This is a genomic window from Acidocella sp. (genome assembly GCF_036489515.1).
Classification (GTDB): Bacteria; Pseudomonadota; Alphaproteobacteria; order Acetobacterales; family Acetobacteraceae; genus Acidocella.
Genome location: NZ_DASXFO010000065.1, coordinates 17,122 through 36,901, shown reverse-complemented (window position 1 = coordinate 36,901; position 19,780 = coordinate 17,122). Strand labels below are relative to the sequence as shown.

Sequence of the window (19,780 nt, the reverse complement as noted above, 5' to 3'; positions counted from 1 at the left end):
CGATGAAGTTCACTCTTTCCTGGCTGAAAACCTGGCTGCAGACCGAGGCCACGCTCGATGAGATCGTCACCACCCTCTCGGCCATCGGGCTGGAGGTGGAAGGCGTCGAGAACCGCGCCGCGTCTCTGGCCCCGTTCATTATCGCCGAGATCGTCGAGGCGGTGCCCCACCCCAACGCCGACCGCCTGCGCGCCTGCCGCGTGAATGCCGGCGGCGCCGAGCTTTCCGTGGTGTGCGGCGCGCCTAACGCACGCACCGGCCTGAAAGTGGTGTTCGCGCCGCCCGGCGCCTATGTGCCGGGCTCCGGCATCACCTTGAAAGTGGGCGAAATCCGCGGCGTCAAATCCGAGGGCATGCTGGTCTCCACGCGCGAGCTTGGGCTCGGCGAGGACCACGACGGCATCATCGAACTGCCGGAAGATGCGCCGGTCGGCACCGCCTATGCCGGCTGGGCCGGGCTGGACGATCCGGTGATCGAAATCAGCGTCACCCCCAATCGCGGCGATGCGCTGTCGGTGCGCGGCGTGGCCCGCGACCTCGCCGCCGCAGGCCTCGGCACGCTGGTCGAGTTCGCGCCCGGCAATGTTAGCTGCATCGGCGCCAGCGCCATCACTTGGCGTAACGAGTTCCCCGAGGCCTGCCCGTGGGTACTGGGCCGCACCGTGCGCGGCGTCACCAACGGCGAGAGCCCGGACTGGCTGAAAGCCCGCCTCACCTCCATCGGGCTGCGGCCAATCAACGTGCTCGCCGACATCACCAACTTCTTCACCATCGATCTCGGCCGGCCCCTGCATGTGTTCGACGCGGACAAGGTTACTGGCGGCGCGCTGACCCTGCGCCGGGGCAGCGGCACAGAAGAATTCGCGGGGCTGCATGGCAAGCCGGTCAGCGTGGCTGAAGAAGATTGCGTCATCGCCGACGCCAACGGCGTGCAGTCTTTGGCCGGCATCGTCGGCGGCGAGGCGACGGGCTGCGACGCCGGCACCACCAACGTGTTCATCGAATGCGCCCTGTTCGACCGCGTGCGCATCGCCCAGAGCGGCCAGCGCCACGGCATCTTCTCCGACGCCAGGCAGCGTTTCGAGCGCGGCATCGATTCCCAGCTTCTGCCCGCGGCGCTGGACGCCGCCACCTTGATGGTGCTGTCGCTCTGCGGCGGCACGGCTAGCGAAGTTTCTTCAGCCGGCGCCCGGCCGGACTGGACGCGCGAGGCCAGCCTGCGCTTCGCCCGGATCAAGGAGTTTGGCGGCTCGGAGATCGGCGCCGACGAGGCCGTGGCAGCGCTGCAGCGTCTCGGGTTCGGCGTGCTGGCGCGCGATGCTAGGCAAGTGCGAGTCAGCGTGCCGAGCTGGCGCAACGACATCGCCCAGCCTCCGGGGCTGGACCAGGCGAACGTGGCCAACGCCGCCACGGCCGCCGCGGGCGCCGCACAAATCGAGCCCGAGGTGGATCTGCTCGAAGAAGTGCTGCGGCTTAACGGGATGGATGCGATCGTGCCGGTCTCGTTGCCGGTGGACGCCGTCATTCCCGCCCCGGTGCTGACGCCCAAACAGGCGCGTACGACGCTCGCCCGCCGGGTTCTGGCGGCGCGCGGCCTGCTGGAATGCGTGACCTTCAGCTTCCTCGACCATGAGACTGCCGCCCTGTTCGGCGACACGCCGGAGACGCTGCGCCTGGCCAACCCGATCGCCGCCGATCTGGACCAGATGCGCAACACCCCGGTGGCGCCGCTGGCGCTGGCCGCCGCCCGCAACGTGGCGCGCGGTTTTGGCGATCTCGGCCTGTTCGAGATCGGCCCGGCCTATGCCGCCGATGCATCGCAGACGCTGGTCGCGGCCGGCGTGCGGGTCGGCTTGACGCCGCTCTCGGCCCTCAGCCCCGCCCGCCCGTACGACGCGATGGACGCCAAGGCTGACGCCCTGGCCGTGCTGGCCTCACTGGGCGTTCCGCTGGATGCGGTGACGACGAACCCGGGCGGTGCGGTCTTCTATCATCCGGGCCAGAGCGGCACCCTGCGCCAGGGGCCGAAGACCGTGCTGGCCTCGTTCGGCACGTTGCATCCCGGCATCTGCCAGAAGCTCGACCTGCCGCTCGGCAGCGTCGCGTTCGAAGTGTTCCTGGATGCCATCGCCGAGCCGAAGCGCCGCCGCAAGGCCACCCCCGTGCTGCCGGCCTTCCAGCCGCTGCGCCGGGATTTCGCTTTCCTGCTCCCCGCGGAAAGCCCGGTGGAGGCCCTGCTCCGCGCCGCCAAGGGGGCTGACCGCAATGTCATCACCAACGTGGCGCTGTTCGACCGCTACCAGGGCAAGGGCGTGCCAGAGGGCCAGGTGTCTTTGGCCATAGCCGTCACGCTGCAGCCGACGGAAAAGAGCTTTTCCGAGGCCGAGCTGGAGGCGATCTCGACGAAGATCGTCGCCGAGGTCGCCAAGAAAACCGGCGGCGTGCTGCGCGGGTAAGGACAAGGAAAGAACAGAAAAAGCACTACTTTTTGTGAACAAAAAGTAGCAAAAAAACTTTGCTCCGCTGGAGCCATGGGCGATGTCGATGACAACGCCCATGGCCCAGCATAAAAGAAGTTTTTGCGCCGCTTTTTTTAAAAAGCGGCTGCTTTCTTTATGTTCTAGCGCGTAGAGCGAACACCCTGAGCGCCGAGGCCAGTTTTTGCTCCGGCGCGCGGGCGGCATCGATGCGCGTCACCAGCGCCACGAGCGTGCCCCCCTCGCCTTCCGCCAGAGCCAACAGCGCCGCCCAGAATTCCGGTTCGAGCGCGATGCTGGTGCGGTGACCGGAGAGGCTGAGGCTACGCTTTTCGAGCATTCTGCTCCGGCACGGCGGCGCGGCGATTGGCCTCGGCACTCAGCGCATAAAGCATAGCCGGGAGGAAAATGAACGTCGCGATCAGCACCGCCACCAGGCTGAGCAGGAGCAAAAGCCCCATGCTCGCGGTGCCCCGGTCATGCGAGGCGGCGAGCGAGCCGAACGCGGTGCCGGTGGTCAGCGCCGAGAACAGCACCGCCTGAGCCGTGGCGGAGGACAGGAATTTGCGCATGCCGGCGCGGAAATTCATGACGAAATACACGTTGAACGAGACGCCGACGCCGAGCAGCAGCGGCAGGGCGATGATGTTCGCGTAGTTGATCGACAGGCCCCAGAGCTGCGCGAACAAGGCGGTGAGCAGTGCCGAGAGCGCCAGTGTCATCAGCACCAGCAGCGTGTCACGCAGGTTGCGGAACACCGCCAGCAGGATCACCGAGATCGCGATGAACGCCAGCAGCGCCGCCTCGCGGAAGGAGTGCAGGATCGTCTCCGCCGTGGCGATGGTGGAGATCGCCGGGCCGCCGGCATCCGGCGCCACCGCCAGCACCGCCTGGGCGAAGCGGTTCAGTCCGGCGGTGTTTTGCGCGGCCGACGTTGGGAAGGCCTCCACCCGCACCTGCCCATCCGGCAGGAACCAGTTGGCGGCGACGTCCTGTGGCAGGCTCGCCGCCGTGATCGGCTGCGGCGACAGGCTGCTGTTCAGCCGCTGCAATTCCGCCGGCAGGAAGCGGGTGATGGCGGCGTTCATCGCCATCACCTGGGCGTCACTGGCAGTCTGCAGCTGCGCCAGCGCGGCGGCGATGCCGAGCAGCGGCGAGTCTTTCGGCAACTGCCCCGCCACCTGCAGGATCGCGGCATGCGCTGTGGCCATCGCGGCGCGGATCGACGCCGCCGTGACCGTCGAGGCTGGGGAATCCGCGGCCAGGAGGGTCGGCGCCAGGATCGTGCGCACCTGCGCCAGCATCGCCAGTTTCTGTGTCTGCTGTTCCGGCACGAAGGTCGCGCCCGACATCGTCCCGGCCACTTCCGGCAGCGCCGCCAGCCTGGCCTGCAACGCCCTGGCCGCTTCCAGGTTGGGCGTCAGCGCATCGGCATAGAACGGGTTGGTCGCGGGATTGGCGAGCAGCTGGTTCAGCGTGCGCATGCTCTCGCTGTTCGGATCCTTGGTGTCGAGCGGGTTGGCATCGAAACCGATGGTCGCCGCACTGATGGCCCCGGCCACCGCCAGCACCCCAAAAACCAGCAGAACCGGGCGGCGCAGGCGGTACAGCGTGCGGTCCATCTGCGCGCCGAACGGCAGGCCCACCGGCAGCGCCTCGCTGCCGGGGCGGAACAGCCAAAGCAGCGCCGGCAAAAAGGTGATGGTACAGAAAAAGGCGATGAACATGCCCGCCCCGGCGATGATACCGAGTTCGGCGACACCGACGAAGGGCGTCGGCGCGAAGGCGAAAAAGCCGCAGGCGGTGGCGGTGGCGGCGAGCGCGATCTGCCCGCCGGCCTGGCGCCCGGTCTCCGGGATCGCCCGTGCCAGATCGGTCAGGCCATGCCGCACGTCGCGCAGGCGCACGCAGAACTGGATGGCGAAATCCACCGCCAAGCCGATGAACAGGATCGCGAAGGCGACCGAGATCAGGTTGATGACGCCGATGAACACGGCGGCGAAGCTGATCGTCAGCGCCAGGCCGAGAACCAGGGTCGCCAGGATCGGCAGGATCAGCCGCCAGGAGCGCAGCGCCAGGAACAGCCACAGCGCGATCAGCAGCACGCTGATGATGCCGCCCACCACGAGCCCCTGGGTGAGCGAGGCGAATTCCTCGTCGGATAACGGGATTTGACCGGTATAATTGACCGTGGCGCGGCCGGCCTGCACGTTCGGCAGGGTTTTCGCGATCCGTACCAGCGCCGCGGTGGCAGCCCCGCCCGGCTGCAAGGTGCCGCGATCAAGCTTCGGATGCGCCAGCACGAATTCGGCGTCCTGCGCGCCCAGGCTGCCAGTGATCAAACTCTGCCAGGAGAGCGGCACCGGATGGCCGGATGCTGCGGCGCCAAGATTTTTTTGCACGCCCTCCAGCGCGCCCGCATAGGGCGTCAGATTCGCACCTGTGGAGACGCCCTGCGCGATCAGACCCAGGCCGGTGAACAGGCCGCGTGCCGACGGGTCGGCTGCCAGCTGGCCGAGGAAAGGCTGCGCCGCGACGATCGAGGTCAGCAGTTTGGCCAACTGGTCGGTGGGCAGCAGCAACAGCCCTTCATGCGTGTAGAAACTCGCCCCCGCGGGATATTGCGAGTCGACAAAATTCGCCTTGTCCTGGTTCAACGCCGCGTTCAGCGCCGCCGCGGTCTCGCGCCCCTCTTCCGGTGTCTGGGCGCGCACCACGGCGACGATCAGATTGTCGAACTGCGGAAAATCACGGCTTTCGCGGATCTGCGCCTGCCGCCAGGGCAGTGATTGGGCAAACAGATCGTCGGTATTGGAATCCATCCGCAGATGATGCTTGGTGTAGACTAGGCCCAGGACCGCCAGCGCCAGGAGGGCGACGACGGTTGGCCAGGCGAACCTGCGGGCCGTGCCGACGATCAGGACGATCATCTGGCTGAGGGTCATAACGAAAAGACGCAAACTCCACCCTTTCCAAACGCGCCCCACACATAGAGTATGATCGCTTTACATCAATCATGCTCTCGCCTTGCTTGCGCGCGCGATCTTATTGCTAAGCAGAACTCCTTGACCTCAATCATACTTTAGGACGGCTTCTCGGATCGAAGAAAGCGGCCGCTTTTTAAAAAAAGCGGCGCAAAAATTTGTTTTATGCTGGGCCATGGGCGGTGTCGGCGACAACGCCCGTAGCCCAACATTCATAAAGTTTTTTTGCTACTTTTTGTTCACAAAAAGTAGTCTTCCCCTTATTTTTGCTATCAGAAGCCCAGCCCGGCCATGACCAGGCGGCCGTAAACATCCGACAGCACGAATTGCAGCGCCTGCAGGACGAGAATCGCGATGAGCGGCGAGATATCCACGTTGCCGAACAGCGGCACGAAGTTGCGAATCGGGTTGAGCACCGGGTTGGTCACCCGGGTCAGAAAATCCATCAGGGAGTAGACGAAGCGGCTACGGGCGTTCACCACGCCGAATCCGAGCAGGATGCTCAGCACCGCGGCGGCGATGATGGCCAGGATCATCAGATGGATCAGTTCACCGAGCAGCCAGAAGATTGCGAAAAGCATAAATTGCCTCGTGTTTTATAGGCGCATGAGTAACCATGGGTTGCGTGCGTGGCAATGTTCTCACAGCGACTGTTGACTTCCATCGGCAAATGCGCGATTCCGCCGACCACGATGGACCCTGTCCTCTTCATGGGTTCCGGGGCTGTAGCTCAGTTGGTAGAGCGCGTCGTTCGCAATGACGAGGTCAGGGGTTCGATTCCCCTCAGCTCCACCATGACCCTCCGAGATCAAAATTTCATGCGAGATCCTACGCGAGAAGCCGCCTATGCGTTACTGCAGGCGGTTCTAACCCGAAATACATCGCTGGACGTGGCCCTCGACGCGCTGCCTTCCATGGCGCCGCGCGACAAGGCGGCCGCGCACCGGCTGGCGGCTTCGGTGCTGCGCCATACCGGCACGCTGGACGAGGTGCTGGAGGCGCATCTGCGCCGCGAGCCGCCGCTGCCGGTGCGGCACATTCTTTGGCTGGGCGCCGCGGCCTCCCTCTTTCTGGAGGCGCCCCCGCATGCCGCGGTGGGCACCGCCGTCGACCTGGCGCGGACGCAGAAACTTAACCCCTTCGCCGGGCTGATCAACGCGGTGCTGCGCAAGGTGGCAGCAAGCGGGCCGGCGGTGCTGGACGGGCTGGACATGCCGCGCCTCGACACGCCGGGCTGGGCCTGGGCGAGCTGGGGGGCACAATCGCGGGCCATCGCCACGGCGCACGCGCACGAGGCGCCGCTCGATATTTCGGCCAAGCCGGGCTTTGTGGTCTCGGGCGAGATGCTGCCGACCGGCTCCGTGCGCTTCCCCGCCGGCACGGCGGTGACCGAACTGCCAGGGTTCAGCAGCGGCGACATTTGGGTGCAGGACGCGGCGGCCGCCCTGCCCGCGCGGCTGCTCGCGGTGCAGCAAGGCGAGCGCGTGCTCGATCTCTGCGCCGCCCCCGGCGGCAAGACCGCACAGTTGGCCGCCGCCGGCGGCATCGTCACCGCGGTGGAGCGCGACCAGGCCCGCATGGGCACGCTCAAGGGCAATCTGGCCCGCCTTGGCCTGAACGCCGAGACGGTTCTCACCGATGCCGCGACCTGGCGTCCGGCGACAAAATTCCCGGCGATCCTGCTCGACGCGCCCTGCAGCGCCACCGGCACGATCCGCCGTCACCCGGACCTGCTGCATCTGCGTAAAGCCCGCGACGTGCAGACGCTGACGAAAGCACAGGACGCCCTGCTCGACGCCGCCGCCGAAATGCTCGCCCCGGGCGGCCGGCTGATCTATGCCGTGTGCTCGCTGCAGCCCGAGGAAGGGGCCGCGCGGATCGACGCCGCCTGCGCCCGGCTCGGCCTCAAGCGCGACCCGCTCTGCCTGCCGGAACTGCCGGAGGCGGTGACGGCGCAGGGCGATGTCCGCACGCATCCGGGCCTGTGGCCGGAGCGCGGCGGCATTGACGGTTTCTTTGTCGCCCGGCTCGTGTGGGCCTGAAAAAGGAAGGCTACTTTTTGTGAACAAAAAGTAGCAAAAAAACTTTATTATGCTGGGCCATGGGCGTTGTCAGGTGCAACGCCCATGGCCCAGCGGAGCAAAAGTTTTTGCGCCGCTTTTTTTAAAAAGCGGCCGCTTTTCCTAAGTCTGTCTCTATCTTTGCCATGACCATTTAAGAGGACGTCGCATGACCAAAACCGCTCTCGTCGTCGGTGCCAGCGGCATCGTCGGCAATAATCTTGCCCGCCACCTGCTCGCGAAAGGCTGGGAGGTTCACGGCCTGGCGCGCCGGCCCCCGGCCGATATCGCCGGGGTGAAGCCGGTTGCCGCCGATCTCACCGACGCCGAAGGGCTGCGCGTCGCTTTGGCCGACCTGCGGCCGAGCCACGTTTTCATCTGCACCTGGATGCGCCAGGCGACCGAGGCGGAGAACATCAAGGTCAACAGCGCCATGGTGCGCAACCTGCTGGACGCGCTGCGCCCGCAACAATCCGTGCAGCACGTGGCGCTGGTGACCGGGCTGAAACACTATCTGGGGCCGTTCGAAGCTTACGGCAAAGGTACCCTGCCCGCCTCGCCATTCCGCGAGAGCCAGCCGCGCCTCGACGTAGAGAATTTCTACTACGCCCAGGAGGATGAGCTGTACGCCGCGGCTTCGCGCGACGGCTTCACCTGGAGCGTGCACCGCCCGCACACCATCATCGGCTATGCCATCGGCAATGCCATGAACATGGGCGTCACTCTGGCCGCTTTCGCGACGATCTGCCGCGAAACCGGCCGGAAATTCCAGTTTCCGGGCTCGGCGGCACAGTGGAACGGACTTACCGACGTCACCGACGCGCGGCTGCTGGCGCGCCAACTGGAATGGGCCGCGACCACCGAAGCGGCGCGCAACGAGGCATTCAACATCGTCAACGGCGACGTGTTCCGTTGGAGCTGGATGTGGGGGCGCATCGCCGGCTGGTTCGGCGTCCAACCGGTGCCGTTCTCGGGGGAAGCGCTGCCGCTGGCGGTGCAGATGAAGGATGCCGGGCCGCTCTGGGCGGAACTCGCGGCCAAGCACAACCTGACCCAGCCCGATCTGTTCAGCCTCACCTCCGCCTGGCACACCGACGCCGATCTCGGCCGGCCGATCGAGGTGGTGACCGACATGTCGAAGAGCCGGCGCCTCGGCTTCCTTGACTATCAGGCCTCCGATGAAAGCTTTTTCGATCTGTTCGAACGGCTGCGGCACGAGCGGGTGATTTTCTAAAGCAAGACTTCTTTCGTTACTTTAACGCCGATCACTCTCACGTCAGGAAGGGGAAGTGGCGCTTGATTTCCCCGCCCCGCGACTTAAGTCAGCTTAACAGACGGTCTGCTAGACAGACGTGCTGCGCAAGGACTGAAAACTTGACGAGATGGGACCTGCAAGGGCAAGCGAAGGAAGACCTTCTTTTTGTAAACAAAAAGAAGCAAAAAAACTTCATTTATACTGGACCATGGGCACCGTCGCCAACAACGCCTCAGGCCCGGCATAGCAAAAGTTTTTGCCCTGCTTTCTTCAAAAAGCGGCCACTTTTCTCGCAGATAATCTAGAGCATGACCGATCAACCACAATCATGCTCCAGCAAGCATCATTCCGCACGCGTAAGCGCGCTGTGCTTTATTGGGTTGTTCCTGCTCGGGTTCGCCGCGCGCATTCATGACGTGGCGGCCAAGCCGTTCTGGATGGACGAGGTCACGACGATCCACCGCGCCCGCCTGCCGCTCTGGCAGATGACCCAGAATTCGGTGTTTTTCCATCAGTTTCCGTCTTATTTCATTCTCACCTCCTGGGCCCTGCATTTCGGCCATGACGAGCTCTGGGTCCGCATGCCGGCGATCCTGTTCGGGGCGCTGTCCTGTGCGCTGGCCTTTGGCGTGGCGCGGGCGCTCGGCGGCACGCTGGCGGGCCTGACCGCCGGGCTGCTGATGGTGTTCTCCCCCGCCCAGGTGCAATACGGCCAGGAGGCCCGCTCCTATACGCTGCTGATCAGCACCATCCTCATCGCGCTCTGGGGGCTGGTGCTGCTGGCCCAGGACCCGGAGGGTGCGGCGCGACGTCTGCGCGCCGCGGGTAGTCGTCCCGGCGCCTGGGCGGCCTATGTGTTCGGCACCATCGCCGCGCTCAACGTGCTCGGCGATTCGATGTTCTGGTTCGTCGCCGCCAACCTCGCGGCGGTTGCGATCGCCTGGCGGCGTGTCGGCCGGGCGCGCGATTTCTGGCGCAACTGGCTGCTGGCCCAGTCGGTCATCTTGCTATGCTGCCTGCCCTGGTTCCTGGCACTGAAAATTTTCGGCCAACGCGGGGCGATGGGCGGGCTGGACTGGGTACCGCCGCTGAGCGCCGCGCGCATCTGGTGGACGCTTGCCGGAACTTATTTCATGCAAGCGACCAGCCTGATCGCGGTGCGCGTGTTCGCCGCCGGCATTCCCGGGCTGGGCTGGCTGGTGCTGCTGCTGGCCGCGGGCGGGGCCTATGCGTTGCGCCGGCAGCGCGCGGCGCTGGTGGTGATCTGCGCAGCGATTTTCGTGTTGCCGCTCAGCCTGCTGGCGATTTCCACCATCAGCCCGGTCTGGATGCCGCGCTATACGCTGTGGAGTGCGGCGCCGTTCTTCATTTGCGCCGGGCTCGGCATCACCTTGGCGCCGCGCCGGCTGCAGGCGCCCATGGTGGCGGTGATCGGCCTGCTCGCCGCTGCCAACCTAAGGCCCTATTACCATGACGAGACCAAGCCGCGTTGGGACCTCGCCGCGGCGGATGTGCATGCCGACATGCAGCCGGGCGACCTGCTGCTGGTGGATGATCCGGGGGCAGTGCACATGATGAACCTGTATCTGCACCGCCAGGGCACGCATCTGCCGAAAACGGCCTGGACCAAGAGCGTCCAGAAGGCCGCCGACGCCCGCGCCGCCGGGCACCGCGTCTGGGCGATCCAGGGCCAGGTCGGCCAGGTGGATCATGAGAACCGGACGCAGTTTCTGGCCAGCATCGCCCCGCTCGGCCCCCCCAGCGCCGCGCAGCAGGTCGGCCTCGACATCGTGCTGCTGCGCTTTGACGGCCTGACAACCGAAGCCGCGAACTGAGCCACCAGAAGAAAGCAGCCGCTTTTTGAAAAAAGCGGCGCAAAAACTTCTTTTATGCTGGGCCTGAGGCGCTGAAATAGCACGGGCCCAAAGGAGCAGAAAACTTCTTTTTGTTCACAAAAAGAAGCCTTCCTTTCCCTCTGCGCTCGGCGCTTGTGGAAACCGTGACGGCCTGGGTACAATTCGTGCCATGAACGCACTCCCGACTCGACTCCTGATCGCCCCCAGCCTCCTGGCCGCAGATTTTGCCCGACTCGGCGAGGAAACCGTCGCGGTCCAGCAGGCGGGCGCCGACTGGTTGCATCTCGACGTCATGGACGGGCATTTCGTGCCCAACATCACCTTCGGCCCGCTGGTGGTCAAAGCACTGCGCCGGCACACCACCATGCCGCTCGACGTGCATCTGATGATCGCGCCGGCCGACCCGTATATCGCCGCCTTCGCCGAGGCCGGGGCCGACCATATCAGCGTGCATCCGGAAGCCGGGCCGCATCTGCACCGCACGCTGCAACTGATCCGCTCGCTCGGCAAAAAGGCCGGCGTGGTGCTGAACCCGGCCACCCCGATCGAGACGATCGTGAATGTGCTCGATCTCGTGGACATCATCATGGTGATGACCGTGAATCCCGGGTTCGGCGGCCAGGCCTTCATCGCCTCGCAACTGACCAAGATCGCGGCCTTGCGACGGCTGATCGACCAGACCGGCCGGGACATCGTGCTGCAGATCGATGGCGGGATCACCCCGGCCACGGCCCCCGCGGTGCTGGACATGGGCGCGGACTGCCTGATCGCCGGCACCGCCGTCTACGGCGCTCCGGACTATGCCAAGGCGATCGCCGCTTTACGCGCCACGCGGCGCAGACGCGGCCCGGATATGGCGGATGGTCCGGCGGGATGACCCAGAAGGAAAATTTCGGCCGCAGCGCCCGCGGCTTCCTGGCGCGGCTGCAAAACCTGCGCACCCGCAACGCCCCGGACGCGCCCGCCATCGCCGTGCGCGACCCCTGGCCGGGCGATCCCAGCCGCGGCGCCAGGCTGGTCAAGGCGGAGCTGGAATATTGCGGCGCGGTTTTGAGCCTCGGCCGCACGGTGTTCCAGTCGGCCAGCGCCACGCCGCTGATGCGCGCCCATGCGCACGGCTTCACCTGGCTGCGCGACCTGCGGGCCCTGGGCACCGATGCGGCGCGCTCCCGTGCCCGCGCCTATGTGTCCGCGTTCATGGACACCGAAATGCCGGATGCCGTCGCCACGGCGCCGGATGTCTGCGGCGCGCGACTGGCTGCCTGGCTCGGCCATTACGATTTTTTCGCGGCCTCGGCGGATGACGATTTTCGCCAGCGGCTGATGAGCCGGCTGGTGATGGATGCGCGCAACCTCGCCGCGTCCCTGCCCGCCGAAGTGCTGGACGGACGAGCGCTGACGGCGCTGAAAGGGCTCACGGCGGCGAGCGTGGCGATGCCCGAGCATGTCGGCCAACTGCCGCGGGTGCTGAAATTCCTGGTTCCCGAGCTGAACCGGCAGATCCTGGCCGACGGCTGCCATGTCGAGCGCAGCCCGGCGGCGCATCTGGCGGCGCTGCAGGACCTCACGGAGATCCGCGCGCTGCTGCAGGCCGGCAACACGGAACCGCCGGCCGCACTGGTCGGCGCGATCGAGACCGCCGCCTGCGCCATGCGGGCGCTGCGCCATGGCGATGGCGGGCTCGCGCTGTTCAACAGCACCAAGGAGGATCTGGGCAGCCTGATCGACCTGGTGCTGGCCCAGGCCGGGCGCTCGCGCGGCACCATCGCCTATCTGGGCGAGAGCGGCCTGTACCGGCTTGGCACCGGCAAAGCCTTGCTGTTCATGGATGCGGGCGCGCCGCCACCATCGCGGCAGGATCGTTTTGCCCATGCCGGGACCCTGTCTTTCGAGTTTTCCATCGGCAAGGAGCGGCTGATCGTCAATTGCGGCGCGGCCCCGGCCAGTGCCGGCGAGTGGCGCGACGCGCTGCGCAGCAGCGCCGCGCATTCGACACTGACGATCGCCGACGTGTCCTCCTCGGAACCGCGCGACTCCGGGCTCGGCCGCCGCCCGGCCCAGGTGCGCGCCGAGCGGCTGGAGGCCGGTGGGGCGCAGTGGATAGAGGCCAACCATGACGGCTGGGGGAAGCTGTTCGGCGCCGTCCATCACCGCCGGATCGGCCTGTTCGATTCCGGGGACGAGCTCCAAGGCGAGGACCTCATCGAGGCCGCGCAGCCCCAACCTTTCACCATCCGCTTTCACCTGCACCCCAACGTCACGGCCAGCCTGCAGCAGGATAACGAGACGGTGCTGCTGCGCACGCCGGGCGGTTTGGGGTTTCGGCTGCGCGCCATGGGGGCGCCGATTTCCATCGAGGAAAGCGTCTATTTCGGCCAGAACGAACCCCGCCGCGCCGAGCAGGTGGTTCTGAGCGGGCACCAGGACGGGCCGCAGCATGTGAAATGGTCCATCACCCGCGTCTGAGGACGGCAAGCGAAAGGAAGACTACTTTTTGTGAACAAAAAGTAGCAAAAAAACTTTATTAATCTGGGGCATGGGCGTTGTCGCCGACAACGCCTCGGGCCCAGCATCGTAAAAGTTTTTGCGCCGCTTTTTTCAAAAAGCGGCTACTTTCTACTCTAGGGGACATAATGACGCGCGTATTGCTGACGGGTGGAACCGGTTACATCGCCTCGCACACCGCCGTGGCGCTGTCCGAGCGCGGGCATGAGGTCGTGCTGCTGGATAATTTCAGCAATTCCGAGCGCGACGTGCCGGAGCGGCTGCGCCGCCTCACCGGCAAGGCGTTTCCGCTGATCGAGGCGGACATCCGCGACGTGCCGACGGTGACGGCAGCGCTCAGCGCACATCCGGTCGACGCGGTGATCCATTTCGCGGCGCTGAAGGCGGTGGGCGAGAGCGAGGCCGATCCGCTGCTCTATTACGACATGAACATCATCGGCACGATCCGGCTGCTGCAGGCGATGCAGGAAAGCGGCGTGCGGCGCATCGTGTTCTCCTCCTCGGCCACCGTGTACGGCCAGCCGGACGCCTCGCCGATCCAAGAGGATGCGCCGACCCGGGTGCAGAACATCTATGGCCGCACCAAGCTGGTGATGGAGGATCTGATCCGCGACCTGGCGCGCACGGGCAAGCTTCTGGCGGCGGCGAATCTGCGCTATTTCAACCCGGTCGGCGCGCATCCCTCGGCGATGATCGGCGAGACGCCGCGCGGCGTGCCGAACAATCTGATGCCCTATATGACCCAGGTGGCGACCGGCGAGCGGCCGCATCTGAGCGTGTTCGGCGACGATTACGATACGCCGGACGGCACCGGGGTGCGCGACTACCTCCACGTCATGGACCTGGCCGAGGCGCATGCGCTGGCCCTCGAGCATATCTGCGCCCACGAGGTGTCGGTCACGGTCAATCTCGGCACCGGCATCGGCATTTCGGTCCTGGATCTGGTCCATGCCTTCGAGCGCGCGACGGGGCGGAAAATCCCGCTCAAGATGTCGCCCCGCCGCCCCGGCGATGTGGCGAGCAATTACGCCAACCCGGAAGCCGCGGCGCGCATCTTCGGCTGGAAGGTACAACGCGACGTGGACGATATGTGCCGCGACGCCTGGCGCTGGCAGGCGGCACGCGCCGGGATCAACGACGTTTGAAGAAAGCAAGCAGCCGCTTTTAAAAAAGCGGCGCAAAAATTTTTGCTATGCTGGGTCATGGGCTTGGTCGCTGACAACGCCCATAACCCAGCGTAGCAAAGTTTTTTTGCTACTTTTTGTTCACAAAAAGTAGCCTTCCTTACTTCTGCATCGCGTCCAACGCCGCTTGGAGTATCCCCGCGGCGGCGAGTTTGTCGACCAGTTCGGCCCGGCGTTCCCGGCTGATCCCGGCTTCGATCATGCGCTCATGTGCGTCCGCGGTGGTCAGGCTTTCATCCTGCATCGCCACCGGCAGGCCGGTCGCGGCGGCCATGGCATGCGCCCAATCTCGTGTTGCCTGCGCGCGCGGCCCGATTTTCTGGTCCTCATCCAAAGGCAGGCCGATGATCAGGCCGCCGACCCCTTCCTTGGCGATGATCACGGCGATCTCGGCCGCGTTCTGTTTCAGCTTGGCGCGGGTCAGCACCGTATAGGGGCTGGCGATGCGCCGCCCGACATCGGAGAGCGCCACGCCGATGCGTTTGGAGCCGGGGTCGAGGCCCAGCAGGCGGGCATTGGGGGCAAGGTGGAGCGAAAATTCGGCGAGGTTGAAGAGCGTCATGTGCGCGGTTATGGTCCGCCCTGGCTTTGAACCCAAGGGATTATTGATGTCGCTCGATACCGCAACGGTACGCCGTATTGCGAAACTGGCCCGAATCCGCGTCGACGATGCCGAAGTCGCGACGTTGCAGACCGAATTGAATGCAATTCTGGGCTATGTGGAACAGCTGAACGAGGTGAATGTGGACGGCGTGGCGCCGCTCACCGGGGGCGCGCAAATGGCGATGCGCCTGCGTGAGGATGTCCGCACCGATGGCGAGATCGCCGAAAAAATCCTCGCCAACGCCCCGGACCGGGTCGATCACTTTTTTGCCGTACCGAAAGTCGTGGAATGAGCCTGACAAATATGACGATCGCCGAGGCCGGTGCGGCCCTGGCGACAAGCAAGATTTCCGCCGTCGAACTGACCGCGGCGCATAACGACGCCATCGCGGCGCTGAACCCGCGTTTGAACGCCTTCATCACCACCACGCCGGAGCTGGCACTGAGCCAGGCCAAGGCCGCCGACGCGCGCCTCAAAGCCGGCAGCGCCGGGCCGCTCACCGGCATTCCGCTGGCGATCAAGGATCTGTTCTGCACCGCCGGCATCCGCACCACCGCCGGCAGCAAAATCTTAAGCCCCTTCGTGCCACCCTATGAGAGCACGGTCACCCAGCAGCTGCTGGACGCCGGCACGGTATTTCTCGGCAAGGTCAATCTCGACGAATTCGCCATGGGCTCGGCGAACATCACCTCGGCCTACGGCACGGTGGAAAACCCCTGGAAGCGCAACGGCTCGGACGCCAAGCTGGTGCCCGGCGGCTCCTCCGGCGGGTCCGCCGCCGCGGTTGCGGCGCGGCTGGCCATGGGGGCCACCGGCACCGATACCGGCGGCTCGATCCGCCAGCCCGCCGCCTTCACCGGCCTTGCCGGCATCAAGCCGACCTATGGCCGCTGCTCGCGCTACGGCATCATCGCCTTCTCCTCCTCGCTCGACCAGGCCGGACCGATGGCCCGCACGGTGGAGGATTGCGCCATTCTGCTCCAGGCGATGGCCGGGTTCGATCCGAAGGATTCCACCAGCGCCGAGCGCGCTTTGCCGGATTTCCGCGCCGCCACGAAAGGCGGCGTGAGGGGCAAGAAGATCGGCATTCCGGCGGAATACCGCATGGACGGCATGAGCCCGGAAATCCTGGCCCTCTGGGAACAGGGCATCGCCTGGCTGAAGGCCGAAGGCGCCGAGGTGCGGGAAATTTCTCTGCCGCACACGAAATACGGCCTGCCGGTCTATTACATCGTGGCGCCCGCGGAAGCTTCCTCCAACCTCGCCCGCTATGACGGCGTGCGCTTCGGCGCCCGCGTCGATGGCGAGGATCTGATCGACATGTACGAGCGCACCCGCGCCGCCGGATTCGGCGCCGAGGTGAAGCGCCGCATCATGATCGGTACCTACGTGCTCTCCGCCGGCTATTACGACGCCTATTACCTGCGGGCGCAGAAAATCCGCGCGCTGATCCTGCGCGATTTCGAAACCGCCTTTGCCGATGTCGATGCGATCCTGACACCGACGGCGCCTTCCGCCGCTTTCGGCCTGGGCGAAAAGATGGACGACCCCGTGACGATGTATCTGAACGACGTGTTCACCGTGCCGGCCTCCCTGGCCGGCGTGCCGGCGATGAGCGTGCCGGCCGGCCTCAGCGCCGAAGGCCTGCCGCTGGGCCTGCAGGTGATCGGCAAGCATTTCGACGAGGAAACGGTACTCTCCGTCTCCGCCGCGCTGGAACGCGCCGCCGGCTTCTCGGCCTTGCCCACTATCCGCGCGGGAGCTTCGGCATGAGCAGCTACCTTCTGCAGGGCAATACCGGGACCTGGGAGATCGTCGTCGGCCTGGAAGTCCACGCCCAGGTGATCTCCGAGGCCAAGCTTTTCTCCGGCGCTTCCGCAACCTATGGCGGCGCGCCCAACGCCCATGTCAGCTTTGTCGATGCCGGCTTCCCCGGCATGCTGCCGGTGATCAACCGCGAATGCGTGGCGCAGGCAGTGCGCACCGGGCTCGGCCTGCGGGCGCAGATCAACCTGGTCTCGCGCTTCGACCGGAAGAACTATTTCTACGCCGACCTGCCGAACGGCTACCAGATCAGCCAGTTCACGCATCCGGTCGTGGGCACCGGCGTGGTGGAGATCGAGCTCCAGGACGGCACGATCAAGCAGATCGGCATCACGCGGCTGCATCTGGAGCAGGATGCCGGCAAGTCGATGCATGACCAGCACGCCAGCAAGTCGGTCATCGACCTGAACCGCGCCGGCGTCGGGCTGATGGAGATCGTCTCCGAGCCGGATATCCGCTCGCCGGAAGAAGCCGGCGCTTATCTGCGCAAAATCCGCCAGATCGTGCGCTATCTCGGCACCTGCGACGGCAACATGGAAGAAGGTTCCATGCGCGCGGACGTCAACGTCTCCGTGCGCAAGGCGGGAGAAGAGTTCCGCACGCGTTGCGAGATCAAGAACGTTAATTCGGTCCGCTTCGTGATGCACGCGGTGGAGGCCGAGGCGCAGCGGCAGATCGCGGTGTGGGAATCAGGCGGCGTGGTCGAGCAGGAAACCCGCCTCTACGACCCGGCCAAGGGCGAGACCCGCTCGATGCGCTCCAAGGAGGACGCGCATGACTACCGCTACTTCCCCGAACCCGACCTGCTGCCGCTGGTGCTGGAGCAGGACTGGGTCGACAGCCTGGCCGCGGGGTTGCCCGAACTGCCGGACGACAAGCGCCGTCGCTTCTGCGAGCAATACGGCATCACCTTCTACGATGCCGGCGTGCTCACCGCCGACCAGATCACGGCCGATTTCTATGAGACCGTGGCCAAGGGACGCGACGCCAAGCTCGCCGCCAACTGGATCTCCGGCGACTTCTTCGCGGCGCTGAACCGCACCGGCAAGACCATCGAGACCTCACCGGTCTCCGCCTTGGCGCTTGGCCAGCTGCTCGACCTCATCTCCGACCAGACGATCAATGGCCGCATCGCCAAGGACGTGTTCGAGGAGATGGTCGAGACCGGCGCCATGCCTTCCGCCATCGTCGAGGCCAAGGGGCTGCGCCAGGTGACCGATACCGGCGCGATCGACGCCGCCGTCACCGCCGTGCTTGCCGCCAACCAGGACAAGGTGGCCGAATACAAATCCGGCAAGGATAAATTGTTCGGCTTCTTCGTCGGCCAGGTGATGAAGGCGATGGCCGGCAAGGGCAATCCGGCGCTGGTGAACGAAGCCGTCAAGAAGCAGCTTGGTTAGAAGAAAGCCAAGCAAAAGGAAGGACTACTTTTTGTGAACAAAAAGTAGCAAAAAAACTTTGTTAATTTGGGCCATGGGCGTTGTCGGGGACAACGCCCATGGCCCAGCAGCCTCTTTCCTTTTGCGCCGCGCGCAGCCCTCTACTCCGCCGCGGCGGGTTTCACCGTTGCCATGGCCGTTAGCGGATCGTCGAACGGCAGTTCCGGACGCATCAGGAAGGCGCAAGCTGCGCCGACCAGCAGCACGGCGATGGTCATCAGGAAGGGCAGATACCAGTTGCCGGTGAGATCGATGACGTAACCGGCGATCAAAGGCGAGAGAATCGCCGCCAGCGCCGAGCCGAAATTCATCAGCCCCGCCGCCGTGCCGGAATATTTGGGCGCGATATCCATCGGCACAGACCAGATCGGCCCGATCACCAGCTCACCGAAGAAGAATGCGCCGGAGAGGCAGAGCGCCACCGTGTTGATGCTGTGGAAATAGAAGATCGGCAGCAGCGAGGCGAGCGCCCCGAGAAAGCCGATGACGATGACCCCGGTCCGGGCCAGGCGCACATTGCCGGTGGCGCGCAGCAATCCGTCCGAAATCATCCCGCCCAACGTGTCGCCGATCACGCCGGCGAAAAACACGCCGGAGGCGAACAGCGCCGAATGCTGGATGTTCAGATGGTAGTTGTTCTTGAAGAACAGCGGGATCCAGTTGAGATACAGCCACAGCCCCCAGCCGTAGCAGAAATAAGTCAGCGTGACCGGCCACATGCGGCGGATCAGGCCGCCCCAGGGTACTTTCGGTTTTTCGGCCTGCACCACGGCCGGGCGCGGCGGCAGGGTGTGCAGTTCTTCGGCGGTGATCGAAGGATGCTGCTTCGGATCATCGCGGAAATACCAGAACCAGACCAGCACCCAAGCGAAGCTGACGGCGCCGACGACGACAAACGAGACGCGCCAGGTGAAGGCCACCATCAGCATGGCGATGACCGGCGGCGTGACCGCGTTGCCGAGCCGGGCGAAGGCATGGGTCAGGCCCTGCGCGTAGCCGCGCTTCTGTTTCGGCACCCAGTTCTGCATCGCCCGCGTCGCGGTCGGGAAGGTCGCGCCCTCACCCACCCCGAGCAGCAGGCGGGCCAGGAACAGTGAGCCGAGGCCGCCGACAAAGCCGGTGGCGATCGTCGCCGCCGCCCAGATCAGACCGCCCCAGAACAAGGTCCGCCGCGCGCCGAAGCGATCGGCGATCCAGCCGCCGCTGATCTGGAACAGCAGGTACGGATAGGCGAAGGCCGAGAATACCAGGCCGAGCTCGGTGTTGGAGAGATGCAGGTCGTGCTGGATGCCGCTCGCCGCCGTGCCGACATTCACACGGTCGATATAGGTGATGAAATACATCGCACAGAGCAGCGCGAGCACGACATTCGTCGCTTTGAATCTCGGTTTCATGGTCACTTCTTCCCGTTTTTTACCGCCGGATTTTACCGGTCGCGTGGTCGTTCAATCTGGAGACCCGCCGTGGCGAGGCCCGTTATTCGTGGCAGCTTCTCAGATAGACGAAAACTCCAGGCAAGCAGCCGCTTTTAAAAAAAGCGGCGCAAAAATTTTTGCTCCACTGGGCCATGGGCGTTGTCACCGACAACGCCC

Annotated in this window: 15 protein-coding genes and 1 tRNA gene; 11 read left to right on the top strand and 5 right to left on the bottom strand. The window is 65.3% G+C overall.

Annotated features, from left to right (window positions below; all coding sequences use genetic code 11):
• Positions 1–2: 2 nt before the first annotated feature.
• Positions 3–2,456, top strand: a complete 2,454-nt coding sequence (gene pheT / locus VGG47_RS10365) for a phenylalanine--tRNA ligase subunit beta (RefSeq protein ID WP_331538161.1) — start codon at positions 3–5, stop codon at positions 2,454–2,456.
• A gap of 157 nt (positions 2,457–2,613) precedes the next feature.
• Here the strand turns inward: pheT and VGG47_RS10360 are convergent, their stop codons facing one another.
• The 3 genes from VGG47_RS10360 to VGG47_RS10350 form a co-directional block, all read right to left on the bottom strand.
• Positions 2,614–2,817, bottom strand: coding sequence for a ribbon-helix-helix domain-containing protein (locus tag VGG47_RS10360; RefSeq protein ID WP_331538159.1), 204 nt, complete (start codon positions 2,815–2,817; stop codon positions 2,614–2,616).
• Complete coding sequence (locus tag VGG47_RS10355; RefSeq protein ID WP_331538157.1) at positions 2,801–5,437, bottom strand: MMPL family transporter; 2,637 nt, start codon at positions 5,435–5,437, stop codon at positions 2,801–2,803. Before VGG47_RS10355 ends, VGG47_RS10360 begins: the two co-directional genes overlap by 17 nt.
• A 296-nt stretch (positions 5,438–5,733) precedes the next feature.
• The gene (locus VGG47_RS10350; protein ID WP_331538155.1) at positions 5,734–6,042 is read right to left on the bottom strand and encodes a YggT family protein; all 309 of its coding nucleotides are present in this window, start codon (positions 6,040–6,042) and stop codon (positions 5,734–5,736) included.
• Positions 6,043–6,180: 138 nt separating this feature from the next.
• On the opposite strand from VGG47_RS10350, the gene VGG47_RS10345 reads away from it, so the two are divergent.
• From VGG47_RS10345 to galE, 7 genes are all read left to right on the top strand, one after another.
• Positions 6,181–6,256: transfer RNA gene (locus VGG47_RS10345), tRNA-Ala, on the top strand.
• A 23-nt stretch (positions 6,257–6,279) separates the two neighbouring features.
• Positions 6,280–7,503 (top strand): RsmB/NOP family class I SAM-dependent RNA methyltransferase, encoded by a 1,224-nt coding sequence (locus VGG47_RS10340; protein WP_331538153.1) that lies wholly within the window; start codon positions 6,280–6,282, stop codon positions 7,501–7,503.
• A 187-nt stretch (positions 7,504–7,690) separates the two neighbouring features.
• A complete protein-coding gene (locus VGG47_RS10335; protein ID WP_331538151.1) occupies positions 7,691–8,755 on the top strand; it encodes an SDR family oxidoreductase in 1,065 nt (354 codons plus the stop codon).
• Positions 8,756–9,084: 329 nt separating this feature from the next.
• On the top strand, positions 9,085–10,611 hold the full coding sequence (locus VGG47_RS10330) for a glycosyltransferase family 39 protein (protein ID WP_331538149.1): 1,527 nt from the start codon (positions 9,085–9,087) through the stop codon (positions 10,609–10,611).
• Between the two features lie 190 nt (positions 10,612–10,801).
• Positions 10,802–11,509, top strand: coding sequence for a ribulose-phosphate 3-epimerase (gene rpe, locus VGG47_RS10325; protein ID WP_331538147.1), 708 nt, complete (start codon positions 10,802–10,804; stop codon positions 11,507–11,509).
• Positions 11,506–13,098, top strand: coding sequence for a heparinase II/III family protein (locus VGG47_RS10320; protein ID WP_331538145.1), 1,593 nt, complete (start codon positions 11,506–11,508; stop codon positions 13,096–13,098). The genes rpe and VGG47_RS10320 overlap by 4 nt, the downstream gene beginning before the upstream one ends.
• A gap of 167 nt (positions 13,099–13,265) precedes the next feature.
• Positions 13,266–14,282 (top strand): UDP-glucose 4-epimerase GalE, encoded by a 1,017-nt coding sequence (gene galE, locus VGG47_RS10315; RefSeq protein WP_331538143.1) that lies wholly within the window; start codon positions 13,266–13,268, stop codon positions 14,280–14,282.
• A gap of 139 nt (positions 14,283–14,421) precedes the next feature.
• Here galE and ruvX read toward each other — a convergent pair whose 3' ends face one another.
• Entirely contained in the window at positions 14,422–14,883 is a 462-nt protein-coding gene (gene ruvX, locus VGG47_RS10310) for a Holliday junction resolvase RuvX (protein ID WP_331538141.1), read from the bottom strand.
• Positions 14,884–14,929: 46 nt separating this feature from the next.
• Between ruvX and gatC the strand changes: the two genes are divergently transcribed.
• The 3 genes from gatC to gatB are packed head-to-tail and all read left to right on the top strand — an operon-like array spanning position 14,930 to position 18,149.
• Positions 14,930–15,217, top strand: coding sequence for an Asp-tRNA(Asn)/Glu-tRNA(Gln) amidotransferase subunit GatC (gene gatC, locus VGG47_RS10305; RefSeq protein WP_331538139.1), 288 nt, complete (start codon positions 14,930–14,932; stop codon positions 15,215–15,217).
• Positions 15,214–16,698, top strand: coding sequence for an Asp-tRNA(Asn)/Glu-tRNA(Gln) amidotransferase subunit GatA (gene gatA, locus VGG47_RS10300; RefSeq protein ID WP_331538137.1), 1,485 nt, complete (start codon positions 15,214–15,216; stop codon positions 16,696–16,698). The genes gatC and gatA overlap by 4 nt, the downstream gene beginning before the upstream one ends.
• Entirely contained in the window at positions 16,695–18,149 is a 1,455-nt protein-coding gene (gene gatB / locus VGG47_RS10295) for an Asp-tRNA(Asn)/Glu-tRNA(Gln) amidotransferase subunit GatB (RefSeq protein ID WP_331538134.1), read from the top strand. Before gatA ends, gatB begins: the two co-directional genes overlap by 4 nt.
• 140 nt (positions 18,150–18,289) lie before the next feature.
• On the opposite strand, the gene VGG47_RS10290 is transcribed toward gatB, so the two are convergent.
• A complete protein-coding gene (locus VGG47_RS10290; RefSeq protein WP_331538132.1) occupies positions 18,290–19,582 on the bottom strand; it encodes an MFS transporter in 1,293 nt (430 codons plus the stop codon).
• Between the last annotated feature and the right edge of the window lie 198 nt (positions 19,583–19,780).

Excerpts from the sequence above, each read along its gene's own strand:
- pheT (WP_331538161.1), top strand. The coding sequence starts at position 3 with ATGAAGTTCACTCTTTCCTGGCTGAAAACCTGGCTGCAGACCGAGGCC.
- VGG47_RS10360 (WP_331538159.1), bottom strand. The coding sequence starts at position 2,817 with ATGCTCGAAAAGCGTAGCCTCAGCCTCTCCGGTCACCGCACCAGCATC.
- VGG47_RS10350 (WP_331538155.1), bottom strand. The coding sequence starts at position 6,042 with ATGCTTTTCGCAATCTTCTGGCTGCTCGGTGAACTGATCCATCTGATG.
- VGG47_RS10340 (WP_331538153.1), top strand. The coding sequence starts at position 6,280 with ATGCGAGATCCTACGCGAGAAGCCGCCTATGCGTTACTGCAGGCGGTT.
- VGG47_RS10335 (WP_331538151.1), top strand. The coding sequence starts at position 7,691 with ATGACCAAAACCGCTCTCGTCGTCGGTGCCAGCGGCATCGTCGGCAAT.
- VGG47_RS10330 (WP_331538149.1), top strand. The coding sequence starts at position 9,085 with ATGACCGATCAACCACAATCATGCTCCAGCAAGCATCATTCCGCACGC.
- rpe (WP_331538147.1), top strand. The coding sequence starts at position 10,802 with ATGAACGCACTCCCGACTCGACTCCTGATCGCCCCCAGCCTCCTGGCC.
- VGG47_RS10320 (WP_331538145.1), top strand. The coding sequence starts at position 11,506 with ATGACCCAGAAGGAAAATTTCGGCCGCAGCGCCCGCGGCTTCCTGGCG.
- galE (WP_331538143.1), top strand. The coding sequence starts at position 13,266 with ATGACGCGCGTATTGCTGACGGGTGGAACCGGTTACATCGCCTCGCAC.
- ruvX (WP_331538141.1), bottom strand. The coding sequence starts at position 14,883 with ATGACGCTCTTCAACCTCGCCGAATTTTCGCTCCACCTTGCCCCCAAT.
- gatC (WP_331538139.1), top strand. The coding sequence starts at position 14,930 with ATGTCGCTCGATACCGCAACGGTACGCCGTATTGCGAAACTGGCCCGA.
- gatA (WP_331538137.1), top strand. The coding sequence starts at position 15,214 with ATGAGCCTGACAAATATGACGATCGCCGAGGCCGGTGCGGCCCTGGCG.
- gatB (WP_331538134.1), top strand. The coding sequence starts at position 16,695 with ATGAGCAGCTACCTTCTGCAGGGCAATACCGGGACCTGGGAGATCGTC.
- VGG47_RS10290 (WP_331538132.1), bottom strand. The coding sequence starts at position 19,582 with ATGAAACCGAGATTCAAAGCGACGAATGTCGTGCTCGCGCTGCTCTGT.